This is a genomic window from Pseudomonas entomophila (assembly GCF_018417595.1).
Lineage (GTDB): Bacteria > Pseudomonadota > Gammaproteobacteria > Pseudomonadales > Pseudomonadaceae > Aquipseudomonas > Aquipseudomonas entomophila_C.
In genome coordinates this window covers 1552338-1570357 of record NZ_CP070982.1, presented here as the reverse complement: position 1 = coordinate 1570357, position 18020 = coordinate 1552338, and the positions used below count along the sequence as shown (strand labels likewise).

The 18020-nt window shown below is 64.8% G+C and carries 17 protein-coding genes; 10 read left to right on the top strand and 7 right to left on the bottom strand.

Annotated elements, in window-relative coordinates; translation table 11 throughout:
* Positions 1 to 147: 147 nt before the first annotated feature.
* The 3 genes from JYG34_RS06905 to JYG34_RS06895 all read right to left on the bottom strand — a co-directional run bounded on the left by JYG34_RS06905 (position 148) and on the right by JYG34_RS06895 (position 3215).
* Positions 148 to 1812 carry a cation acetate symporter gene (locus JYG34_RS06905; protein ID WP_213660025.1) on the bottom strand — a complete coding sequence of 555 codons (1665 nt, stop codon included), beginning with the start codon at positions 1810 to 1812 and terminating at the stop codon, positions 148 to 150.
* Positions 1809 to 2120 (bottom strand): DUF485 domain-containing protein, encoded by a 312-nt coding sequence (locus JYG34_RS06900; RefSeq protein ID WP_213660024.1) that lies wholly within the window; start codon positions 2118 to 2120, stop codon positions 1809 to 1811. Before JYG34_RS06900 ends, JYG34_RS06905 begins: the two co-directional genes overlap by 4 nt.
* A 246-nt stretch (positions 2121 to 2366) precedes the next feature.
* Positions 2367 to 3215, bottom strand: coding sequence for a glycine betaine ABC transporter substrate-binding protein (locus JYG34_RS06895; RefSeq protein WP_213660023.1), 849 nt, complete (start codon positions 3213 to 3215; stop codon positions 2367 to 2369).
* Positions 3216 to 3464: 249 nt separating this feature from the next.
* On the opposite strand from JYG34_RS06895, the gene JYG34_RS06890 reads away from it, so the two are divergent.
* Positions 3465 to 4994 carry a beta (1-6) glucans synthase gene (locus tag JYG34_RS06890; protein WP_213660022.1) on the top strand — a complete coding sequence of 510 codons (1530 nt, stop codon included), beginning with the start codon at positions 3465 to 3467 and terminating at the stop codon, positions 4992 to 4994.
* A 119-nt stretch (positions 4995 to 5113) separates the two neighbouring features.
* On the opposite strand, the gene JYG34_RS06885 is transcribed toward JYG34_RS06890, so the two are convergent.
* Positions 5114 to 5482 (bottom strand): hypothetical protein, encoded by a 369-nt coding sequence (locus JYG34_RS06885; protein WP_213660021.1) that lies wholly within the window; start codon positions 5480 to 5482, stop codon positions 5114 to 5116.
* A 218-nt stretch (positions 5483 to 5700) separates the two neighbouring features.
* Between JYG34_RS06885 and JYG34_RS06880 the strand changes: the two genes are divergently transcribed.
* Both JYG34_RS06880 and JYG34_RS06875 read left to right on the top strand, forming a co-directional pair.
* Positions 5701 to 6999, top strand: a complete 1299-nt coding sequence (locus tag JYG34_RS06880; protein ID WP_213660020.1) for a serine/threonine protein kinase — start codon at positions 5701 to 5703, stop codon at positions 6997 to 6999.
* The gene (locus tag JYG34_RS06875) at positions 6992 to 7807 is read left to right on the top strand and encodes an MlaA family lipoprotein (protein ID WP_213660018.1); all 816 of its coding nucleotides are present in this window, start codon (positions 6992 to 6994) and stop codon (positions 7805 to 7807) included. Before JYG34_RS06880 ends, JYG34_RS06875 begins: the two co-directional genes overlap by 8 nt.
* A gap of 108 nt (positions 7808 to 7915) precedes the next feature.
* Here the strand turns inward: JYG34_RS06875 and JYG34_RS06870 are convergent, their stop codons facing one another.
* Together JYG34_RS06870 and JYG34_RS06865 are read right to left on the bottom strand one after the other, a co-directional pair.
* Positions 7916 to 9064, bottom strand: coding sequence for a patatin-like phospholipase family protein (locus JYG34_RS06870; RefSeq protein ID WP_213660017.1), 1149 nt, complete (start codon positions 9062 to 9064; stop codon positions 7916 to 7918).
* A gap of 123 nt (positions 9065 to 9187) precedes the next feature.
* Complete coding sequence (locus JYG34_RS06865) at positions 9188 to 10120, bottom strand: lipid A biosynthesis lauroyl acyltransferase (RefSeq protein ID WP_213660016.1); 933 nt, start codon at positions 10118 to 10120, stop codon at positions 9188 to 9190.
* 100 nt (positions 10121 to 10220) lie between these two features.
* On the opposite strand from JYG34_RS06865, the gene minC reads away from it, so the two are divergent.
* From minC to JYG34_RS06830, 7 genes are all read left to right on the top strand, one after another.
* Positions 10221 to 10982: a septum site-determining protein MinC gene (gene minC / locus JYG34_RS06860; RefSeq protein ID WP_213660015.1), complete on the top strand. Its 762-nt coding sequence runs from the start codon at positions 10221 to 10223 to the stop codon at positions 10980 to 10982.
* Between the two features lie 96 nt (positions 10983 to 11078).
* Positions 11079 to 11891: a septum site-determining protein MinD gene (gene minD / locus JYG34_RS06855; RefSeq protein WP_050704578.1), complete on the top strand. Its 813-nt coding sequence runs from the start codon at positions 11079 to 11081 to the stop codon at positions 11889 to 11891.
* A gap of 3 nt (positions 11892 to 11894) precedes the next feature.
* On the top strand, positions 11895 to 12149 hold the full coding sequence (gene minE / locus JYG34_RS06850; protein WP_011532731.1) for a cell division topological specificity factor MinE: 255 nt from the start codon (positions 11895 to 11897) through the stop codon (positions 12147 to 12149).
* Positions 12150 to 12298: 149 nt separating this feature from the next.
* Positions 12299 to 12934, top strand: a complete 636-nt coding sequence (locus JYG34_RS06845; RefSeq protein WP_213660014.1) for an RluA family pseudouridine synthase — start codon at positions 12299 to 12301, stop codon at positions 12932 to 12934.
* Positions 12935 to 13104: 170 nt separating this feature from the next.
* Positions 13105 to 14394, top strand: coding sequence for a M18 family aminopeptidase (locus JYG34_RS06840; protein ID WP_213660013.1), 1290 nt, complete (start codon positions 13105 to 13107; stop codon positions 14392 to 14394).
* A gap of 203 nt (positions 14395 to 14597) precedes the next feature.
* Complete coding sequence (locus JYG34_RS06835) at positions 14598 to 14768, top strand: hypothetical protein (protein ID WP_213660012.1); 171 nt, start codon at positions 14598 to 14600, stop codon at positions 14766 to 14768.
* A gap of 44 nt (positions 14769 to 14812) precedes the next feature.
* Complete coding sequence (locus JYG34_RS06830; RefSeq protein WP_213660011.1) at positions 14813 to 16957, top strand: mechanosensitive ion channel family protein; 2145 nt, start codon at positions 14813 to 14815, stop codon at positions 16955 to 16957.
* Between the two features lie 99 nt (positions 16958 to 17056).
* Here the strand turns inward: JYG34_RS06830 and phnR are convergent, their stop codons facing one another.
* The gene (gene phnR / locus JYG34_RS06825) at positions 17057 to 17770 is read right to left on the bottom strand and encodes a phosphonate utilization transcriptional regulator PhnR (RefSeq protein ID WP_213660010.1); all 714 of its coding nucleotides are present in this window, start codon (positions 17768 to 17770) and stop codon (positions 17057 to 17059) included.
* Positions 17771 to 18020 lie beyond the last annotated feature (250 nt).

Genomic DNA, 18020 nt, shown 5'->3' with positions numbered 1-18020 from the left:
TCATCCAGGGCGGGCGCTCGACGCGCCCTCTTGTAATGCGCCTGGTAGCTGAGCAGCACGATCCAGAAAATTCCCGGGAAAGTGCGCCTCTTCCCGTAAACGACCACGCCCCGGCAAGCCGGGGCGTGGTTCAGGCAACGTGACCTATCAATGGGAAACCGCTCCGCTGGCCCCCAGGCCGGTCTGCGAACGCACGAACTGCGGGTAGAACAGCGCCCGCTCGTCGTCGGCGGCCTTGGACTTGTCGGTGACCGAGAAGAACCAGATGCCGGCGAAGGCGATGATCATCGAGAACAGCGCCGGGTACTCGTACGGGTAGATGGCTTTCTCGTGACCGAGGATCTGCACCCAGATGGTCGGCCCGAGGATCATCAGGCCCACCGCGCTCACCAGGCCCAGCCAGCCGCCGATCATGGCGCCACGGGTGGTCAGCTTCTTCCAGTACATCGAGAGCAGCAGCACCGGGAAGTTGCAGCTGGCGGCAATGGAGAAAGCCAGGCCGACCATGAAGGCGATGTTCTGCTTCTCGAACAGGATGCCCAGACCGATCGCCAACACCCCCAGAGCGACGGTGGTGATCTTCGACACGCGGATCTCATCCTTGTCGTTGGCCTTGCCCTTGCGCCAGACGCTGGCGTACAGGTCATGGGACACCGCCGAGGCACCGGCCAGGGTCAGGCCGGCGACCACCGCCAGGATGGTGGCGAAGGCCACCGCCGAGATGAAGCCGAGGAACACGCTGCCGCCCACGGCATCGGCCAGGTGCACCGCCGCCATGTTGTTGCCGCCGATCAGGGCGCCGGCGGCATCCTTGAAGTCGGGGTTGGTGCTGACCAGCAGGATTGCGCCGAAGCCAATGATGAAGGTCAGGATGTAGAAGTAACCAATGAAGCCCGTGGCATAGAGCACCGACTTGCGGGCTTCTTTGGCATCGCTGACGGTGAAGAAGCGCATCAGGATATGCGGCAGGCCGGCGGTACCGAACATCAGCGCCAGGCCGAGGGAGAACGCCGAGATCGGGTCCTTGACCAGGCCGCCCGGGCTCATGATCGCCTCACCCTTGGCGTGCACCTTGATCGCCTCGGAGAACAGGGTGTTGAAGTCGAAGCCGACGTGTTTCATCACCATCAGCGCCATGAAGCTGGCACCGGACAGCAGCAGCACCGCCTTGATGATCTGCACCCAAGTGGTGGCCAGCATGCCGCCGAACAGCACGTACAGGCACATCAGGATACCGACGAGGATCACCGCCACATGGTAGTCCAGGCCGAACAGCAGCTCGATGAGCTTGCCGGCCCCCACCATCTGGGCGATCAGGTAGAACGCCACCACCACCAGCGAACCGGAGGCCGACAGGGTGCGGATTTCCTTCTGCCCGAGGCGATACGAGGCCACGTCGGCGAAGGTGTATTTGCCCAGGTTGCGCAGGCGTTCGGCAATCAGGAACAGGATGATCGGCCAGCCGACCAGGAAGCCGATGGAGTAGATCAGGCCGTCGTAGCCGGAGGTGAACACCAGCGCGGAAATGCCCAGGAACGAGGCCGCCGACATGTAGTCGCCGGCGATCGCCAGGCCGTTCTGGAAGCCGGTGATCTTGCCGCCGGCCGCATAGTAGTCGGCGGCCGACTTGTTGCGCTTGGAGGCCCAGTAAGTGATGCCCAGGGTGAAGGCGACGAAGGCCACGAACATGGCGATCGCCGCGACGTTCAGCGGCTGTTTCTGCACCTCGCCGGTCAGGGCATCGGCAGCCCACACGGCGGGTGCGAAAGCGCCGCAGGCCAGGACGGCCACGGTTTTCATGTGACGGATCATTGCTTGGCCTCCTCGAGGATCGCCTTGTTCAACTCGTCGAATTCGCCGTTGGCGCGGCGCACGTAGATCGCGGTGAGCACGAACGCCGAGAGAATCAGGCCGACGCCCAGGGGAATGCCCCAGGTGATCGACGAGCCGGGGCTGAGCTTGCTGCCCAGAACATGCGGGCCATAGGCGATGAGGAGGATGAAGGCGCAGTAGAGGCCGAGCATGATCGCCGAGAGAATCCAGGCGAAGCGCTCGCGTTTGGTGACCAGTTCCTTGAAACGCGGACTGTTCTGTATCGATTGATAGATGCTGTCGTTCATTGTTTTTGTCCTAGCAGCACAGAGTAGGGAGAACCCGACTCCAACTTTATGCTGCCGTTGGACGCCAACCAGACGACCTTAGTCTTAGATGCAACGGTGTTTTACAGATTTCGCAACAACCGTTCGCCCTGTAGGAGCGGCTTTAGCCGCGATGCAGGCATCGCGGTGCCTGGCACCCGCTTCGCGGGTGATCGCGGCTGAAGCCACGCCTACAGCAGGCATATCAGATCAAGAGGTCAAGTCTAACTACTTGCCGGTCCACTCCTTGACCCGCTCCGGATGCTTGGCCACCCAGTCCTTGGCCGCCGCCTCGGGCTTGGCGCCTTCCTGGATCGCCAGCATCACCTCACCGATCTCATCCTTCGACTGCCACTGGAACTTCTTCAGGAACTCGGCCACTTCCGGGGCCTTGCCCGCCAAATCCTTGCTGCCGATGCTGTTGACTGTTTCCGCCGCGCCATAAACGCCTTTCGGATCCTCGAGGAACTTCAGCTTCCACTTGGCGAACATCCAGTGCGGTACCCAGCCGGTCACGGCGATGGATTGATTCTTGGCGTAGGAGCGCCCCAGTTCGGCGGTCATCGCAGCACCCGAACTGGCGGTCAGCTTGTAACCGGTCAGGTCGTAATCCTTGATCGCCTGCTCGGTCTTGAGCATCACCCCGGAGCCTGCGTCTATGCCGACGATCTTCTGCTTGAAGCTCTGGTCGGTCTTGAGGTCGGCGATGCTGTTGGCCTTGACGTACTCGGGGACGATCAGGCCGATCTTGGCGTCTTTAAAGTTGGGCCCGTAGTCGACGACGCTATCCTTGTTCTTGGCCCAGTACTCACCATGGGTGACCGGCAGCCAGGCCGAGAGCATGGCGTCGAGCTTGCCGGTGGCCACGCCCTGCCACATGATCCCGGTGGCCACCGCCTGCAGCTTCACGTCGTAGCCGAGCTTCTGCCTGATGACTTCGGCAGCCACGTTGGTGGTCGCCACGCTGTCGGACCAACCATCCACGTAACCGATGCTCACTTCTTTGGCCATTGCCTGTGCAGTGCTCATGGCCAATACCAGGGCGGTGCCCACCCCCAGGAAACGTCGCATACTCATCAAAGCATCCCCTCGTCAGGTCTTGGAGACTGCATCATCGACCTGCCCCGGCGCGCGACCTGCTCTGTCAGCGACCTCCAGCGAACGATCAGCGACAGCACTGTGCCATTAGCGTCATCGCGCGATGAGGGTCTGCGCGATCCTTGCATGCCAAAGCCTTGGTGCCGGGCTACTATCACAGCCTTTGGCCGGTCTGTACCGGCCCTTTCGCCGGCAAGGCCGGCTCCTACAGGGGAACGTGACCACCCGATGCTCCGCACCACCTACCTGCTCGCCTGCCTGCTGGCCTTCACCTGCCTCGGTGCCCTCTGGTACGGCCTGGGCAAGCCGGTGCACCTGCCCGATGCGGCCAGCCCGACGCACAAGCTGCAGTGCGCCTCCTACACGCCGTTCGACAAGGACCAGTCGCCGTTCGACCAGCCGTTGCGCCTGCGCCCGGCGCGCATGGACGCCGACCTGGCACTGCTGGCCGAGCGTTTCCAGTGCATCCGCACTTACTCGATGACCGGCCTGGAGGCGATCCCGGCGCTGGCGCGCAAGCATGGCCTGAAGGTGATGCTCGGCGCCTGGGTCAATGCCAACCCGGCGGACACCGACAAGGAGATCGACCTGCTGATCGCCGAAGCCAACGCCAACCCGGACGTGGTCAGCGCGGTGATCGTCGGTAACGAGGCGCTGCTGCGCAAGGAAGTGACCGGCGAGCGCCTGGCGGCATTGATCGGCAAGGTGAAAAGCCAGGTGAGCGTACCGGTGACCTACGCCGATGTCTGGGAATTCTGGCTGCAGCACCCGCAGGTGGCGCCGGCGGTGGACTTCCTCACCATCCACCTGCTGCCCTACTGGGAGGATGACCCGCGTGGCATCGACGCGGCCTTGGCCCATGTCGCCGAGGTGCGCCAGGTGTTCGGCAACCGCTTCGCGCCCAAGGATATCCTGATCGGCGAGACCGGGTGGCCCAGCGAGGGCCGTCAGCGCGAGACGGCGGTGCCCAGCCGGGTCAACGAAGCACGCTTCATCCGCGGCTTCGTGGCCTTGGCCGAAGCCAATGGCTGGCACTACAACCTGATCGAAGCCTTCGACCAACCGTGGAAGCGCGCCAGCGAAGGCGCCGTTGGCGGCTACTGGGGCCTGTACGACGCCGACCGCCTGGACAAGGGCGTGCTCGAAGGGCCGGTGAGCAACCTGGCGCTGTGGCCGCAATGGTTGCTGGCCAACGTGCTGCTGATGCTGGCCACCCTGGCCCTGGCCGGGCGCCCGGCCAATGCCCGCGCCGCCTTGCTGCTGCCGCTGCTGGCGGCCGTGGGCGCCGGCAGCCTGGGGTTGTGGGGCGAGCTGATGCGCACCAACGCCCGTTTTGCCGGGGAATGGCTGTGGGCCGTGGCCCTGGCCGGGCTGAACCTGCTGGTGCTGGCCCACGGCACGCTGGCCCTGGCCCGTCGCGAGGGCTGGCGCCAGCGCTTGTTCGCCTGGCTCGAGCACAATGGCGGCGCGTGGTTGCTGGCGGCGGGGTTTGCCGCAGCGGTGAGCATGCTGGCGATGGTGTTCGACCCGCGCTATCGCAGCTTCCCTAGCGCCGCGTTGCTGCTGCCGGCCGTGGTGTACCTGCTGCGGCCGGTGACGGCAAGGCGGGCGGAAGTGGCGTTGCTGGCGTTCATCATCGGAGCGGGCATTGCGCCGCAGCTGTTCCAGGAGGGGTTGAGCAATCAGCAGGCCTGGGGCTGGGCAATGGTCAGCGTGATGATGACCGGGGCATTGTGGCGCAGCCTGCGCAAGGCCTGAGTCCTGCATTGCCTCCTTCGCGGGTAAACCCGCACCCACAGGTACTGCGTGGCATTTGAACCCGGCAAGGTCCGTGTGGGAGCGGGTTTACCCGCGAATGGGCTGCACAGCAGCCCCTGTCAGCCGCCCCGCGTTTGCCGGACCAGGCGTAACCCCGCCAGCACCACCGTGAACACCGCGATGCTGGCGGTATACAGCACCAGCGAAGGCAGTCCGAACACCAGAGCTAGCACCGCCAGCCACCGACCCGCCCGCGCCGAAAGCAACTGGGCGATCAACGCCAGCCCCAACCCAGCCCAGGCAATCACCTGGAAATGAATCGCCAACCCCAGCAGCGAGCGCACCTGGCATTGCCACTGCTCGCCCGGCACGCTGCACAGCCCCACCCAACGGGCATCCTCCATCAATTCGTAACGCACGCCATAACTGGCGGCCAGCCACAGGGCCAGGAACAGCATCAAGGCAACGACCGGAAGCGACCGCGACATCCCGTTCTCCAATAGCGGTAACCGAAACGCCGCATGATCGCCCAAGCCCCGATGTAAGGCAAAATCACCTGCCTGCAGCTATGTTGCACAAGACAAACATTGCCCGGCGCGGCAACATCTGGCGCGACAAAGGCATGAACGGCGGCAACTTTGCCCCGCCAGCCGTGGTCCTAGCCTGCGTATTGATTGCACGACCTTGCGTTTTCCTGGGGGATTTCATGCTTCGACCTTTGCGCCTCGCCGCCCTGCTTGGCGGCCTGCTCATGGCTGCGGCCGCCCTGGCGCGGGACATCGACGCCGCGAGCTACGGCTTTCCGCTGACCAACCCGTTCGAGGCGACCATCGCCACCACGCCGCCGGACCATCGCCCGACGCTGCCTAGCGACGACGACATCGACCAGGCCGACTACAGCCTGACGCTGCGCCCTGAGCGCGAATTCACCTTGCCCGACAACTTCTGGTCGGTGAAGAAGCTGCGCTATCGCCTGGCCAGGCAGGACCACGAGGCGCCGCTGATCTTCCTGATCGCCGGCACCGGCGCGCCCTACTCCAGCAGCATCAACGAATACCTGAAGAAACTGTTCTACCAGGCCGGCTACCACGTGGTGCAGTTGTCATCGCCCACCAGCTGGGACTTCATGAGCGCCGCCTCACGCTTCGCCACCCCAGGGGTGACCAGCGAAGACGCCAAGGACCTGTACCGGGTCATGCAGGCGGTGCGCGCGCAACATCCGCGCCTGCCGGTCAGCGAGTACTACCTCACCGGCTACAGCCTGGGGGCGCTGGACGCGGCGTTCGTCAGCAAGCTGGACGAAACCCGCCAGAGCTTCAAGTTCAAGCGCGTGCTGCTGCTCAACCCGCCGGTCAACCTGTACACCTCGGTCACCAACCTGGACAAGCTGGTGCAGACCCGGGTCAAGGGCATCGACAAGAGCACCACTTTCTACGAGCTGATGCTGGAAAAGCTCACCCGCTACTTCCAGGAAAAGGGCTACATCGACCTCAATGACGCCCTGCTGTATGACTTCCAGAGGTCCCGCGAGCACCTGTCCAACGAACAGATGGCCATGCTCATCGGTACCTCGTTCCGCTTCTCGGCGGCCGACATCGCCTTCACCTCCGACCTGATCAACCGCCGTGGCCTGATCATCCCGCCGAAGCTGCCGATCACCGAGGGCAGCAGCCTGGAGCCGTTCTTCAAGCGCGCCCTGCAATGCGACTTCGACTGCTACATCACCGAACAGGTGATTCCGATGTGGCGTGCACGCACCGATGGCAACAGCGTGCTGCAGTTGATCGACCAGGTCAGCCTGTACGCCCTGGAAGACTACCTGCGCGAAAGCCCCAAGATCGCCGTGATGCACAACGCCGACGACGTGATCCTCGGGCCCGGCGATATCGGTTTCCTGCGCCGGGTGTTCGGCGACCGTCTCACGCTCTACCCCCATGGCGGCCATTGCGGCAACCTCAACTACCGCGTCAACAGCGACGCCATGCTGGAGTTCTTCCGTGGTTAACAGACTGCTGCTCGTCACCGCCCTGCTCGCCAGCGGCTGCGCCCTGGCCGAGGAGACCGCGCCGCGTGCCAGCGTGGTCGAATCCGAAACCATCGGCACCCTCTCGGCGGAACCCGACGGTTTCCTCGACCCGCTGCGCGCATTGAAATTCAACCCGGGCCTGGACCAGCGCGAATTCGAGCGCTCGACCCTGGCCGCGCTGAACGTGTACGACCCGCTGGAGTCAATGAACCGGCGCATCTATCACTTCAACTACCGCTTCGACGAGTGGGTGTTCCTGCCGGTGGTCAACGGTTACCGCTATGTCACGCCGGGCTTCGTGCGTACCGGCGTCAGCAACTTCTTCAGCAACCTGGGGGATGTGCCTAACCTGTTCAACAGCGTGCTGCAGCTCAAGCCCAGGCGTTCGGCGGAAATCACCGCACGTTTGATGTTCAACACCCTCATTGGCGTCGGCGGGTTGTGGGACCCGGCAACCAAGATGGGCCTGCCGAAACAGAACGAGGACTTCGGCCAAACCCTGGGCGTCTATGGCGTGCCGGAAGGGCCATACATCATGCTGCCGATCCTGGGGCCGTCGAACCTGCGCGACACCACCGGGCTGGTGGTGGACTACGTGGGCGAGCGGGAGCTCAACTACCTCAACATGGCCGAAGCGGCCGAGGACCACCCCGAAATCACCCTGCTGCGTGTGATCGACCGGCGCTACACCAACAACTTCCGCTACGGGCAGACCAACTCGCCGTTCGAGTACGAGAAGCTGCGCTACGTGTACACCCAGGCGCGCAAGTTGCAGATCGCCGAGTAACAACTGTTCGCTGTAGGAGCGGCTTCAGCCGCGATCCAGGCAACGCGATGCCCGGCCCCCGCTTTGCGGGTGATCGCGGCTGAAGCCGCTCCTACCCAGGCGACCCGGTCACCCCGCCAATCCCAGAAACTGAGTCAGCTCGCGCTTCTTCGCCAGTGCATCCTTGCGCCCCAGTTCAATCAGCTCGCTGCAATAGCTCGCCTCGAACAATAGATAGCTCAACACCCCTGCCCCACTGGTTTTGGTCGCCCCCGGCCCGCGCAGGAACAGGCGCAACGCCGCCGGCAACTCGCGCCGGTGCCGGGCGGCAATCTCGTCCAGCGGCTGGCTGGGCGCCACCACCAGCACCTCGATCGGCGCCAGGCCCAGGCGCCGGGTATCCAGGTGCGCTGGCAGCAGGTGGCTGAGGTGGTTGAGACGCTGCAGCAGCTCGATATCATCCTCGAGGCTGTCGATGAAGGTGCTGTTGAGCATGTGCCCGCCGATCTGCGCCAGGCTCGGCTGCTGGCCGCTGAACACGCGCTGGGTCGGCAATGGCGGCGCGGGCCGCTGGGGGTTGCCGCTGACCCCCACCACCAGCACACGGCTGGCGCCCAGGTGCAACGCCGGGCTGATCGGCGCCGACTGGCGCACCGCGCCATCGCCGAAGTACTCCTCGCCCAACCGCACCGGGGCGAACAGCAGCGGAATCGCCGAGCTGGCCAGCAGATGGTCGATGGTCAGCGGGGTGGGCATGCCGATGCGGCGGTGGCGCAGCCAGGGTTCGATGGTGTCGCGGCCTTGGTAGAAGGTCACGGCCTGGCCCGACTCGTAGCCAAAAGCGGTGATGGCGACGGCGCGTAATTGGTTGGCCGCCAGGGAGTGGCCGATGCCATCGAGGTCGAGGTGCTTGTGCAAAAGGGCGCGCAGCGGACGGCTGTCGAGCAGCGCCACCGGCACATGGCGCCCCAGCCCCAGCAGGCTGTGCCCGACGAAGCGGCTGGCCTGGTGGATGACCCCCGGCCAGTCGCTGCGTACCACCTGATGGCTGCGAAAGTGCTGCCAGAAGGCCGTCAGGTGCTGCACCGACTCGGCGAAGCGAGTAGCACCGCTGGCCAGCTTGACGGCATTGATGGCGCCCGCCGACGTACCGACGATCACCGGAAACGGGTTGGGTGCGCCGGGCGGCAGCAGCTCGGCGATGCCCGCGAGCACGCCGACCTGGTAGGCGGCGCGGGCGCCGCCGCCAGAGAGGATCAGGCCTGTGGTGGGGGTCATCGATTCTTCCCTGGAAAGGATGGAGAACAGGCCGGCCCTTTCGCGGGCAAGCCCGCTCCCACAGGTATCGCCCCCCCCTGTGGGAGCGGGCTTGCCCGCGAAAAGGTCAACACCAATAAAAAGTCAGCGTTTCTTGTCGTACAACCGCGGCTCGCCCTCGGGCCGCGACTTGAAGCGCCGGTGCGCCCACAGGTACTGCTCAGGGCACTCACGCAACACACCCTCGACCCACTGGTTGATACGCAGGCAATCGGCTTCTTCGGTCTCACCCGGGAAGCCCTCGAGCGGCGGATGCACCACCAGACGATAGCCGCTGCCATCGTCCAGGCGCTTCTGGGTGAACGGAATCACCCGGGCCTTGCCCAGGCGGGCGAACTTGGTGGTCGCGGTGACAGTGGCGGCCGGGATGCCGAACAGCGGCACGAAGATGCTCTGCTTGATGCCGTAGTCCTGGTCCGGGGCATACCAGATCGCCCGGCCCTTGCGCAGCAACTTGAGCATGCCGCGCACGTCGTCGCGCTCCACCGCCAGCGAGTCGAGGTTGTGGCGCTCGCGGCCACGGCGCTGGATGAAGTCGAACACCGCATTACCGTGCTCGCGGTACATGCCGTCGATGGTGTGGACCTGCCCCAGCAACGCGGCGCCGATCTCCAGGGTGGTGAAATGCACGGCCATGAGAATGGCGCCCTCTCCTTCACGCTGGGCGGCCTGCAGGTGCTCGATGCCCTCGATATGGGCCAGGCGCGCCAACCGGGCCTTTGGCCACCACCAGCTCATGGCCATTTCGAAGAAGGCGATACCGGTGGAGGCGAAGTTTTCCTTGAGCAGGCGCTGCCGTTCGTCGCCGGACAGTTCCGGGAAACACAGTTCGAGATTGCGCGCGGCGATGCGCCGGCGCTCGCCGGCCACCCGGTACATCACCGCGCCCAGGGCACGCCCCAGCGCCAGCAGGGCGCGGTACGGGAGCTGGGCGACCAGCCACAGCAGGCCCAGGCCCAGCCACAGGCCCCAGAATCGTGGGTGAAGGAAAGAGGATCGAAAACGCGGGCGTTCCATTGAAGCTTCCGGCAAGACATGAGCCCGGCATTCTACATCGGTTGCGGGCAAACGGTCTTATCGCTATAAGTCAGGGCACTTTTCTCGCAACAAGCCGTCTATGCAGACCATGAGCCCCAACCAGACACCCGACAACGCCCCCGTGTTCCAGCTCAAGGGCAGCATGCTTGCCATCACCGTGCTGGAACTGGCGCGCAACGACCTCGAATCCCTCGACCGCCAGCTGGCGGCGAAAGTGGCGCAGGCGCCGAATTTCTTCAGCAACACCCCGCTGGTGCTGGCCCTGGACAAGCTGCCGGCTGACGAAGGCGCCATCGACCTGCCCGGTTTGATGCGCATCTGCCGTCACCATGGCCTGCGCACCCTGGCAATCCGCGCCAGCCGCATCGAAGACATCGCCGCAGCGATTGCCATCGACCTGCCGGTGCTGCCGCCGTCGGGTGCCCGCGAGCGCCCGCTGGAGCCAGAGCCTGAGGTGAAGAAGCCCGAGCCAGAGCCTGCCCCGCCACCAGCGCCGGCCGAACCCGAGGTGCGCCCGACGCGCATCATCACCTCGCCCGTGCGCGGCGGCCAGCAGATCTACGCCCAGGGCGGCGACCTGGTGGTCACCGGCTCCGTCAGCCCGGGCGCGGAACTTCTCGCCGACGGCAACATCCATGTGTACGGCGCCATGCGCGGCCGCGCCCTGGCGGGGATCAAGGGCAACACCAAGGCGCGCATCTTCTGCCAGCAGATGACCGCGGAAATGGTCTCCATCGCCGGCCAGTACAAGGTCTGCGAAGACCTGCGCCGCGACCCGCTGTGGGGCTCGGGCGTACAAGTCAGCCTGTCCGGCGATGTGTTGAACATCACCCGTCTTTAACGGATACTTGCCGGCATTTTTAGCGCAACTTTTTTCACGTTGCCGTTTTTCGTATTTGCAGGGACCTGCGTCCCGTTTATTTAGGGGTGAAACACCTTGGCCAAGATTCTCGTCGTCACTTCCGGCAAGGGGGGTGTGGGCAAGACCACCACCAGCGCCGCCATTGGTACCGGCCTCGCACTGCGCGGCTACAAGACGGTCATCGTCGACTTCGACGTCGGCCTGCGTAACCTCGACCTGATCATGGGCTGCGAGCGCCGCGTGGTGTACGACTTCGTCAACGTGGTCAACGGCGAAGCCAACCTGCAGCAGGCCCTGATCAAGGACAAGCGCCTGGAGAACCTGTTCGTGCTGGCCGCCAGCCAGACCCGCGACAAGGACGCCCTGACGCAAGAAGGCGTCGAGAAGGTCCTGATGGAGCTCAAGGAGCAGTTCGACTACGTCATCTGCGACTCGCCGGCCGGTATCGAGAAAGGCGCGCACCTGGCGATGTACTTCGCCGACGAAGCCATCGTCGTGACCAACCCCGAAGTGTCGTCGGTCCGTGACTCCGACCGCATGCTGGGCATCCTGTCGAGCAAGTCGCGCCGTTCCGAGAACGGCGAGGAACCAATCAAGGAACACCTGCTGATCACCCGTTACCACCCCGAGCGCGTCGAAAAGGGCGAGATGCTCAGCATCGCCGACGTCGAAGAGATCCTGGCGATCAAGCTCAAGGGTGTGATTCCCGAGTCGCAAGCCGTTCTCAAGGCCTCCAACCAAGGCATCCCGGTCATCCTTGACGACCAGAGCGATGCCGGCCAGGCGTACAGTGACACCGTCGACCGTCTGCTGGGCAAAGAGAAGCCCCTGCGGTTCATCGACGTGCAGAAGCAAGGATTCTTTGCGCGTCTGTTTGGAGGCAAGTAAACCATGAACCTTTTTGACTTCTTTCGTGGCAGGCAGAAACAGACCAGCGCGTCGGTAGCGAAAGAGCGTCTACAGATCATCGTGGCGCACGAGCGCGGCCAGCGCAGCACCCCGGACTACCTGCCGGCTCTGCAGAAAGAGCTGGTCGAGGTGATCCGCAAGTACGTCAACATCGGCAACGACGATGTGCAGGTGGCGCTGGAGAACCAGGGCAGCTGCTCGATCCTCGAGCTGAACATCACCCTGCCTGAGCGCTGATCCAGCGCCTTCGGGCCAACTTTGGGGCTGCTTCGCAGCCCTTTCGCGGCACAAGGCCGCTCCTACAGAGGTTTCACGATCCCTGTAGGAGCGGCCTTGTGCCGCGAAAGGGCCGCAAAGCGGCCCCAACTGTCTATAGAGAACCTGCAATGCCGCTGTCGAACATCCAGATCCTTCACGAAGACGCCGCCATCCTGGTGATCAACAAGCCGACCCTGCTGTTGTCGGTGCCAGGCCGCGCCGAGGACAACAAGGACTGCCTGATCACCCGCCTGCAGGAAAACGGCTACCCCGATGCCCTGATCGTCCATCGCCTGGACTGGGAAACCTCGGGGATCATCCTGCTGGCCCGCGACGCCGACAGCCACCGCGAGCTGTCACGCCAGTTCCACGACCGCGAGACGGAAAAGGCCTACACCGCGCTGTGCTGGGGCCAGCCGGCGCTGGACAGCGGCAGCATCGACCTGCCACTGCGCTACGACCCGCCGACCAAGCCACGGCATGTGGTCGACCATGAGCAGGGCAAGCATGCTTTGACCTTCTGGCGCATCGTCGAGCGCTGCGGCGACTATTGCCGTGTCGAACTGACGCCGATCACCGGGCGTTCGCACCAATTGCGTGTGCACATGCTGTCGATCGGTCATCCACTGCTGGGGGATCGGCTGTACGCCAACCCCGAGGCGCTGGCAGCCCATGAGCGTCTGTGCCTGCATGCGTCGATGCTGGGCTTCACCCATCCGGTGACGGGCGAACGCCTGAAATTCGAGTGCCCGGCACCGTTCTGAGTGTTCTGGGGCTGTACCGGCCTCTTCGCGGGCAAGCCCGCTCCCACAGGTACTGCGCTGGCCTTCCAGGCGGTGCGGTCCCTGTGGGAGCGGGCTTGCCCGCGAAAGAGGCTGGCACAATTTCCCGCCCAACTGCGCTAAACTCGCGCCACTGCTGTCTGGAGTGACTTATGCGCGACGCCCTGAATGCCGGCCTGATCGAATTCCTCAAGGCCTCCCCGACGCCCTTCCACGCCACCGCCAGCCTCGTGCAACGCCTCGAGGCCGCCGGTTACCAGCGCCTGGACGAGCGCGACAGCTGGGCCACGGTGCCTGGCGGTCGCTACTACGTGACCCGCAACGATTCCTCGATCATCGCCATCAAGCTGGGCAAGCTCTCGCCGCTGCTGGGCGGGATCCGTATGGTCGGCGCCCACACCGACAGCCCCTGCCTGCGGGTCAAGCCGCAACCCGAGCTGCAGCGCCAGGGCTTCCTGCAACTGGGCGTCGAAGTGTACGGCGGCGCCCTGCTCGCCCCCTGGTTCGACCGCGACCTGTCGCTGGCCGGCCGGGTCACCTTCCGCCGTGACGGCAAGGTGGAAAGCCAGCTGATCGACTTCAAGCTGCCGATCGCGGTGATCCCGAACCTGGCGATCCACCTCAACCGCACCGCCAACGAAGGCTGGCAGATCAACCCGCAGACCGAGCTGCCGCCGATCCTGGCGCAAGTGGCCGGCGACGAACGTGTCGACTTCCGCGCCCTGCTCACCGAGCAACTGGCCCGCGAGCACGACCTCAACGCCGACGTGGTGCTCGATTACGAGCTGAGCTTCTACGACACGCAAGACGCCGCGCTGATCGGCCTGAACGGCGACTTCATCGCCGCCGCCCGCCTGGACAACCTGCTGTCGTGCTATGCCGGCCTGCAGGCACTGCTCGCCGCCGACAGCGACGAAACCTGCGTGCTGGTGTGCAACGACCACGAAGAGGTCGGCTCCTGCTCGGCCTGCGGCGCCGACGGCCCGATGCTCGAACAGACCCTGCAGCGCCTGCTGCCGGACGGCGACGACTACGTGCGCGCCATCCAGCGCTCGCTGATGGTTTCGGCCGACAACGCCCATGGCGTGCACCCCAACTACGCCGACAAGCACGACGGCAACCACGGGCCCAAGCTCAACGCCGGCCCCGTGATCAAGGTCAACAACAACCAGCGCTACGCCACCAACAGCGAAACCGCCGGCTTCTTCCGCCACCTGTGCATGGCCGAAGAGGTGCCGGTGCAGAGCTTCGTGGTGCGCAGCGACATGGGTTGCGGCTCGACCATCGGCCCGATCACCGCCAGCCACCTGGGCGTGCGCACCGTCGATATCGGCCTGCCGACCTTCGCCATGCACTCGATCCGCGAGCTGTGCGGCAGCCATGACCTGGCGCACCTGGTGAAGGTACTCACCGCGTTCTACCGCAGTCGCGAACTGCCTTGAGGCCACAAACCACACCCCATTGATTCGGCATGACCTCTGTGGGAGCGGCTTTAGCCGCGATCACCGGCGAAGCGGGTGCCAGCCACCGCGTTGCCTGCATCGCGGCTGAAGCCGCTCCTACAGCGAACATGCCCCGGGTCAACGCCCCACCGCTGCAACCCGCTATGCTTAGGGCATGCCCCGAAACAAAAGGATCGCTGCCCATGTCATCACCCTTCCTCTCCCTGTTCGTGCCCGTCTTCCTGTTCCTGATGCTGCTGACCATCGGTTTCAGCCTGCGCGAGCGCAACATCGGCGTGCTGATGATGTGGATCGGCACCCTGGGCATCTTCGGCCTCACCTGCTGGAAGATCCTCGAGAAACTCCCCACATAAAGCTCTACACTCGGGCAATCGTTTGACCTGAGGTAGATTTCCCGGTGCCTGCATTCCTGCGCTGCCTGACCCTTCTGTTGTTCCTGTTCGTCACCCCCGTGCACGCCGCCGGCCTGCCGGGCCTGCTCGGTTCGAGCGCGCCCAGCCAGCCCGAGGCCAGCGAACCCCTGGGCAAATCCCTGGACGAAGTGATCAAGAACCTGGAGAACGACCAGCAGCGAGCCAAGCTGTTGAGCGACCTGAAGAAACTGCGCGATGCCAGCAAGCAATCGCAACCCACCGTCGAACAAGGTGTGCTGGGGTTGATCGGCGGCGCCCTGCATGACTTCGAGCAACAGTTCAGCGGCGAGGCCAGCCCGTTCAAGCGCTGGTCGCTGGAGATCAGCCAGGCCCGTGACGAACTGACCGCGTTGGTAGTGCCGGTGCACCAATGGCCGGCGATGCTGTTCGGTTTCGCCGCGATCATCGCGGTGTGGAGCCTGCTGGCCTATGCCTTCAACTGGGTCGGCCACCAGGTACGGGTACGCTTCGGCCTGAGCGAGGAACTGCCCCAGCACCCGCGCACCTGGGACCTGGTGCGCTTCGCCCTGCGCAAGCTCGGCCCCTGGCTGGTGGCCCTCATCTTCACCGTCTACCTGAGCTTTGCCCTGCCCTCCTCCTTGGGTAAATCCATGGCCATGGTCCTGGCCTACGCCCTGGTGGTCGGCACGCTGTTCTCGGCCATCTGCGTGATCGCCTTCTCCCTGCTCGACGGTCCGCACCGCCGCCGCGCGCTGCACATCCTGCGCCACCAGGCGTTTCGCCCGCTGTGGATGATCGGCAGCTTCGCCGCGTTCGGCGAGGCGATGAGCGACCCGCGCCTGACCACCGCCCTGGGCAGCCACCTGGCCCATGCACTGGCCACCCTCGCCAACGTCATCGCCGCGGTGTGCACGGGGCTGTTCATCCTGCGTTTCCGCCGCCCGATCGCCCACCTGATCCGCAACCAGCCGCTGGCCCGGCGCCTGACCCGACGCACCCTGAGCGACACCATCGAGATCCTCGGCAGCTTCTGGTACATCCCGGCCCTGATCCTGGTGGCGATCTCGCTGTTCGCCACCTTCGTTTCCGCCGGCGACACCAGCACCGCCCTGCGCCAGTCGCTGATGTGCACCGTGCTGGTGGTGGTGTGCATGGTGCTCAACGGCCTGGTGCGCCGCCACGCCGCCAACCCCAAGCGCGCCAACAAGCGCCAGGCGGTCTACACCGAGCGCCTGCGCAACTTTGGTTATGTGCTGGTACACCTGTTCATCTGGCTGGCGTTCATCGAACTGGGCCTGCGCGTGTGGGGCCGCTCGATGATCAGCTTCGCCGAGGGCGACGGCCATGAAGTGAGCCTGCGCCTGCTGGGCCTGGCCGGCACGCTGATCGTCGCCTGGCTGGTGTGGATCCTCGCCGACACCGCCGTGCACCACGCCCTGGTGCGCTCGCGCCGCGGCCTGGCCAACGCCCGGGCGCAAACCATGATGCCGCTGATCCGCAACGTGATGTTCGTGGTGATCTTCATCATCGCGGTGATCGTCGCCCTGGCCAACATGGGCATGAACGTCACCCCGCTGCTGGCCGGTGCCGGTGTCATCGGCCTGGCCATCGGTTTCGGCGCCCAGTCGCTGGTGGCCGACCTGATCACCGGGCTGTTCATCATCATCGAGGACTCGCTGGCCATCGACGACTATGTCGACGTCGGCGGCCACCTGGGCACGGTGGAGGGCCTGACCATCCGCACCGTGCGCCTGCGCGATATCGACGGCATCGTCCACACCATCCCGTTCAGCGAGATCAAGAGCATCAAGAACTACTCGCGGGAGTTCGGCTACGCGATCTTCCGCGTGGCCATCCCCCACAGCATGAACATCGACCAGGCCATCACGCTGATCCGCGAAGTGGGGCAGAAGCTGCGCAACGACCCGCTGATGCGTCGCAATATCTGGTCGCCGCTGGAATTGCAGGGGGTGGAGAGCTTCGAGTCGGGCTCGGCGATCCTGCGGGCGCGGTTCAAGACCGCGCCGATCAAGCAGTGGGAGGTGTCGCGGGCGTTCAACCTGGCGTTGAAGCGCCAGCTGGATGAAGCCGGGCTGGACCTGGCGACGCCGCGGTTGTCGGTGCAGGTGGTGACCGCTGGCGGTGGCGCCATGGGCGAAACGAAGTAAGTGTAGGAGCGGCTTCAGCCGCGATCACCCGCAAAGCGGGTGCCGGCAACCGCGTCGCCTGCATCGCGGCTGAAGCCGCTCCTACAAAAAAGGACCGTCTTAACCGGCCTCGGCGCGGATGCGGATCGCATCGTGCCGCCAATACTCCAGGTCACAGTCGATCAGATGCCCATGCTGGTCACTGTTGACCCGGGTGATATGCAACCCCGGACTCCCCGCCGACATCTTCAGCGCACCGGCCGCCGCCACCGGCAACGCCGTCGGCAGGATCTCGAAGCACACCTGCCCATACTCAATCCCATACTCGCGCGCATAGATCTCGGTCAGCGACCGCGCCAGGTCCAGCTCGAGGATCCCCGGAAAGTAACGCGGATTGAGGTAGTGCTCGGCATACAGCACCGCCCGCCCATCGATGCGCCGCAGCCGGCAGATGCACACCACGCTGGACAGCGCCGGCAGATGCAGGCGCGCGCAGATCGCCGCAGGGGCCGGCTGCAGCCGCGCCGAGAGCAACTCGGTGCGCGGCTCGCGCCCCTGGTCACGGACCATTGCATGGAAATGGCTACGCTGGATCAGGTCGTAAGTCAGCCGCTCGGGTGCGACGAACCAGCCACGCCGCTCCTCGCGGTAGATCAGGCCCTGCGCTTCCAGCTGCACCAGCGCCTCGCGCAGGGTGATGCGCGTGGTGTCGAACACCTCGCTGAGCTTGCGTTCGGCCGGCAGCTTGCCGCCCGGCGCCAGCAGACCATGTTCGATCTGCTCCTGCAGGGCCTGGCAGATGGCTGTTACCGCGCGCGGTGGCGTCGCTTGCATCAAAGGTTACCTATCTGGACTAGTCCAGCCCCATAACAGGGCATTCGGAGATTAGTGCAAGCCTAGGCACAGCTGATGAACATCCTGTGACAAAGCCCTGATCCACACCTGCCAGATTCGGGCCAGCCCCCGTAAATCCTGGCCTTGCGATGTGGTCTACGCTGTATTTCCAGGGCCGTCGCCGCCCTTGGGGGCGCCCGCCTTACATCAAACTGTCACGCAACAGGCCTACCTTGGCTCAAGGTTTGCT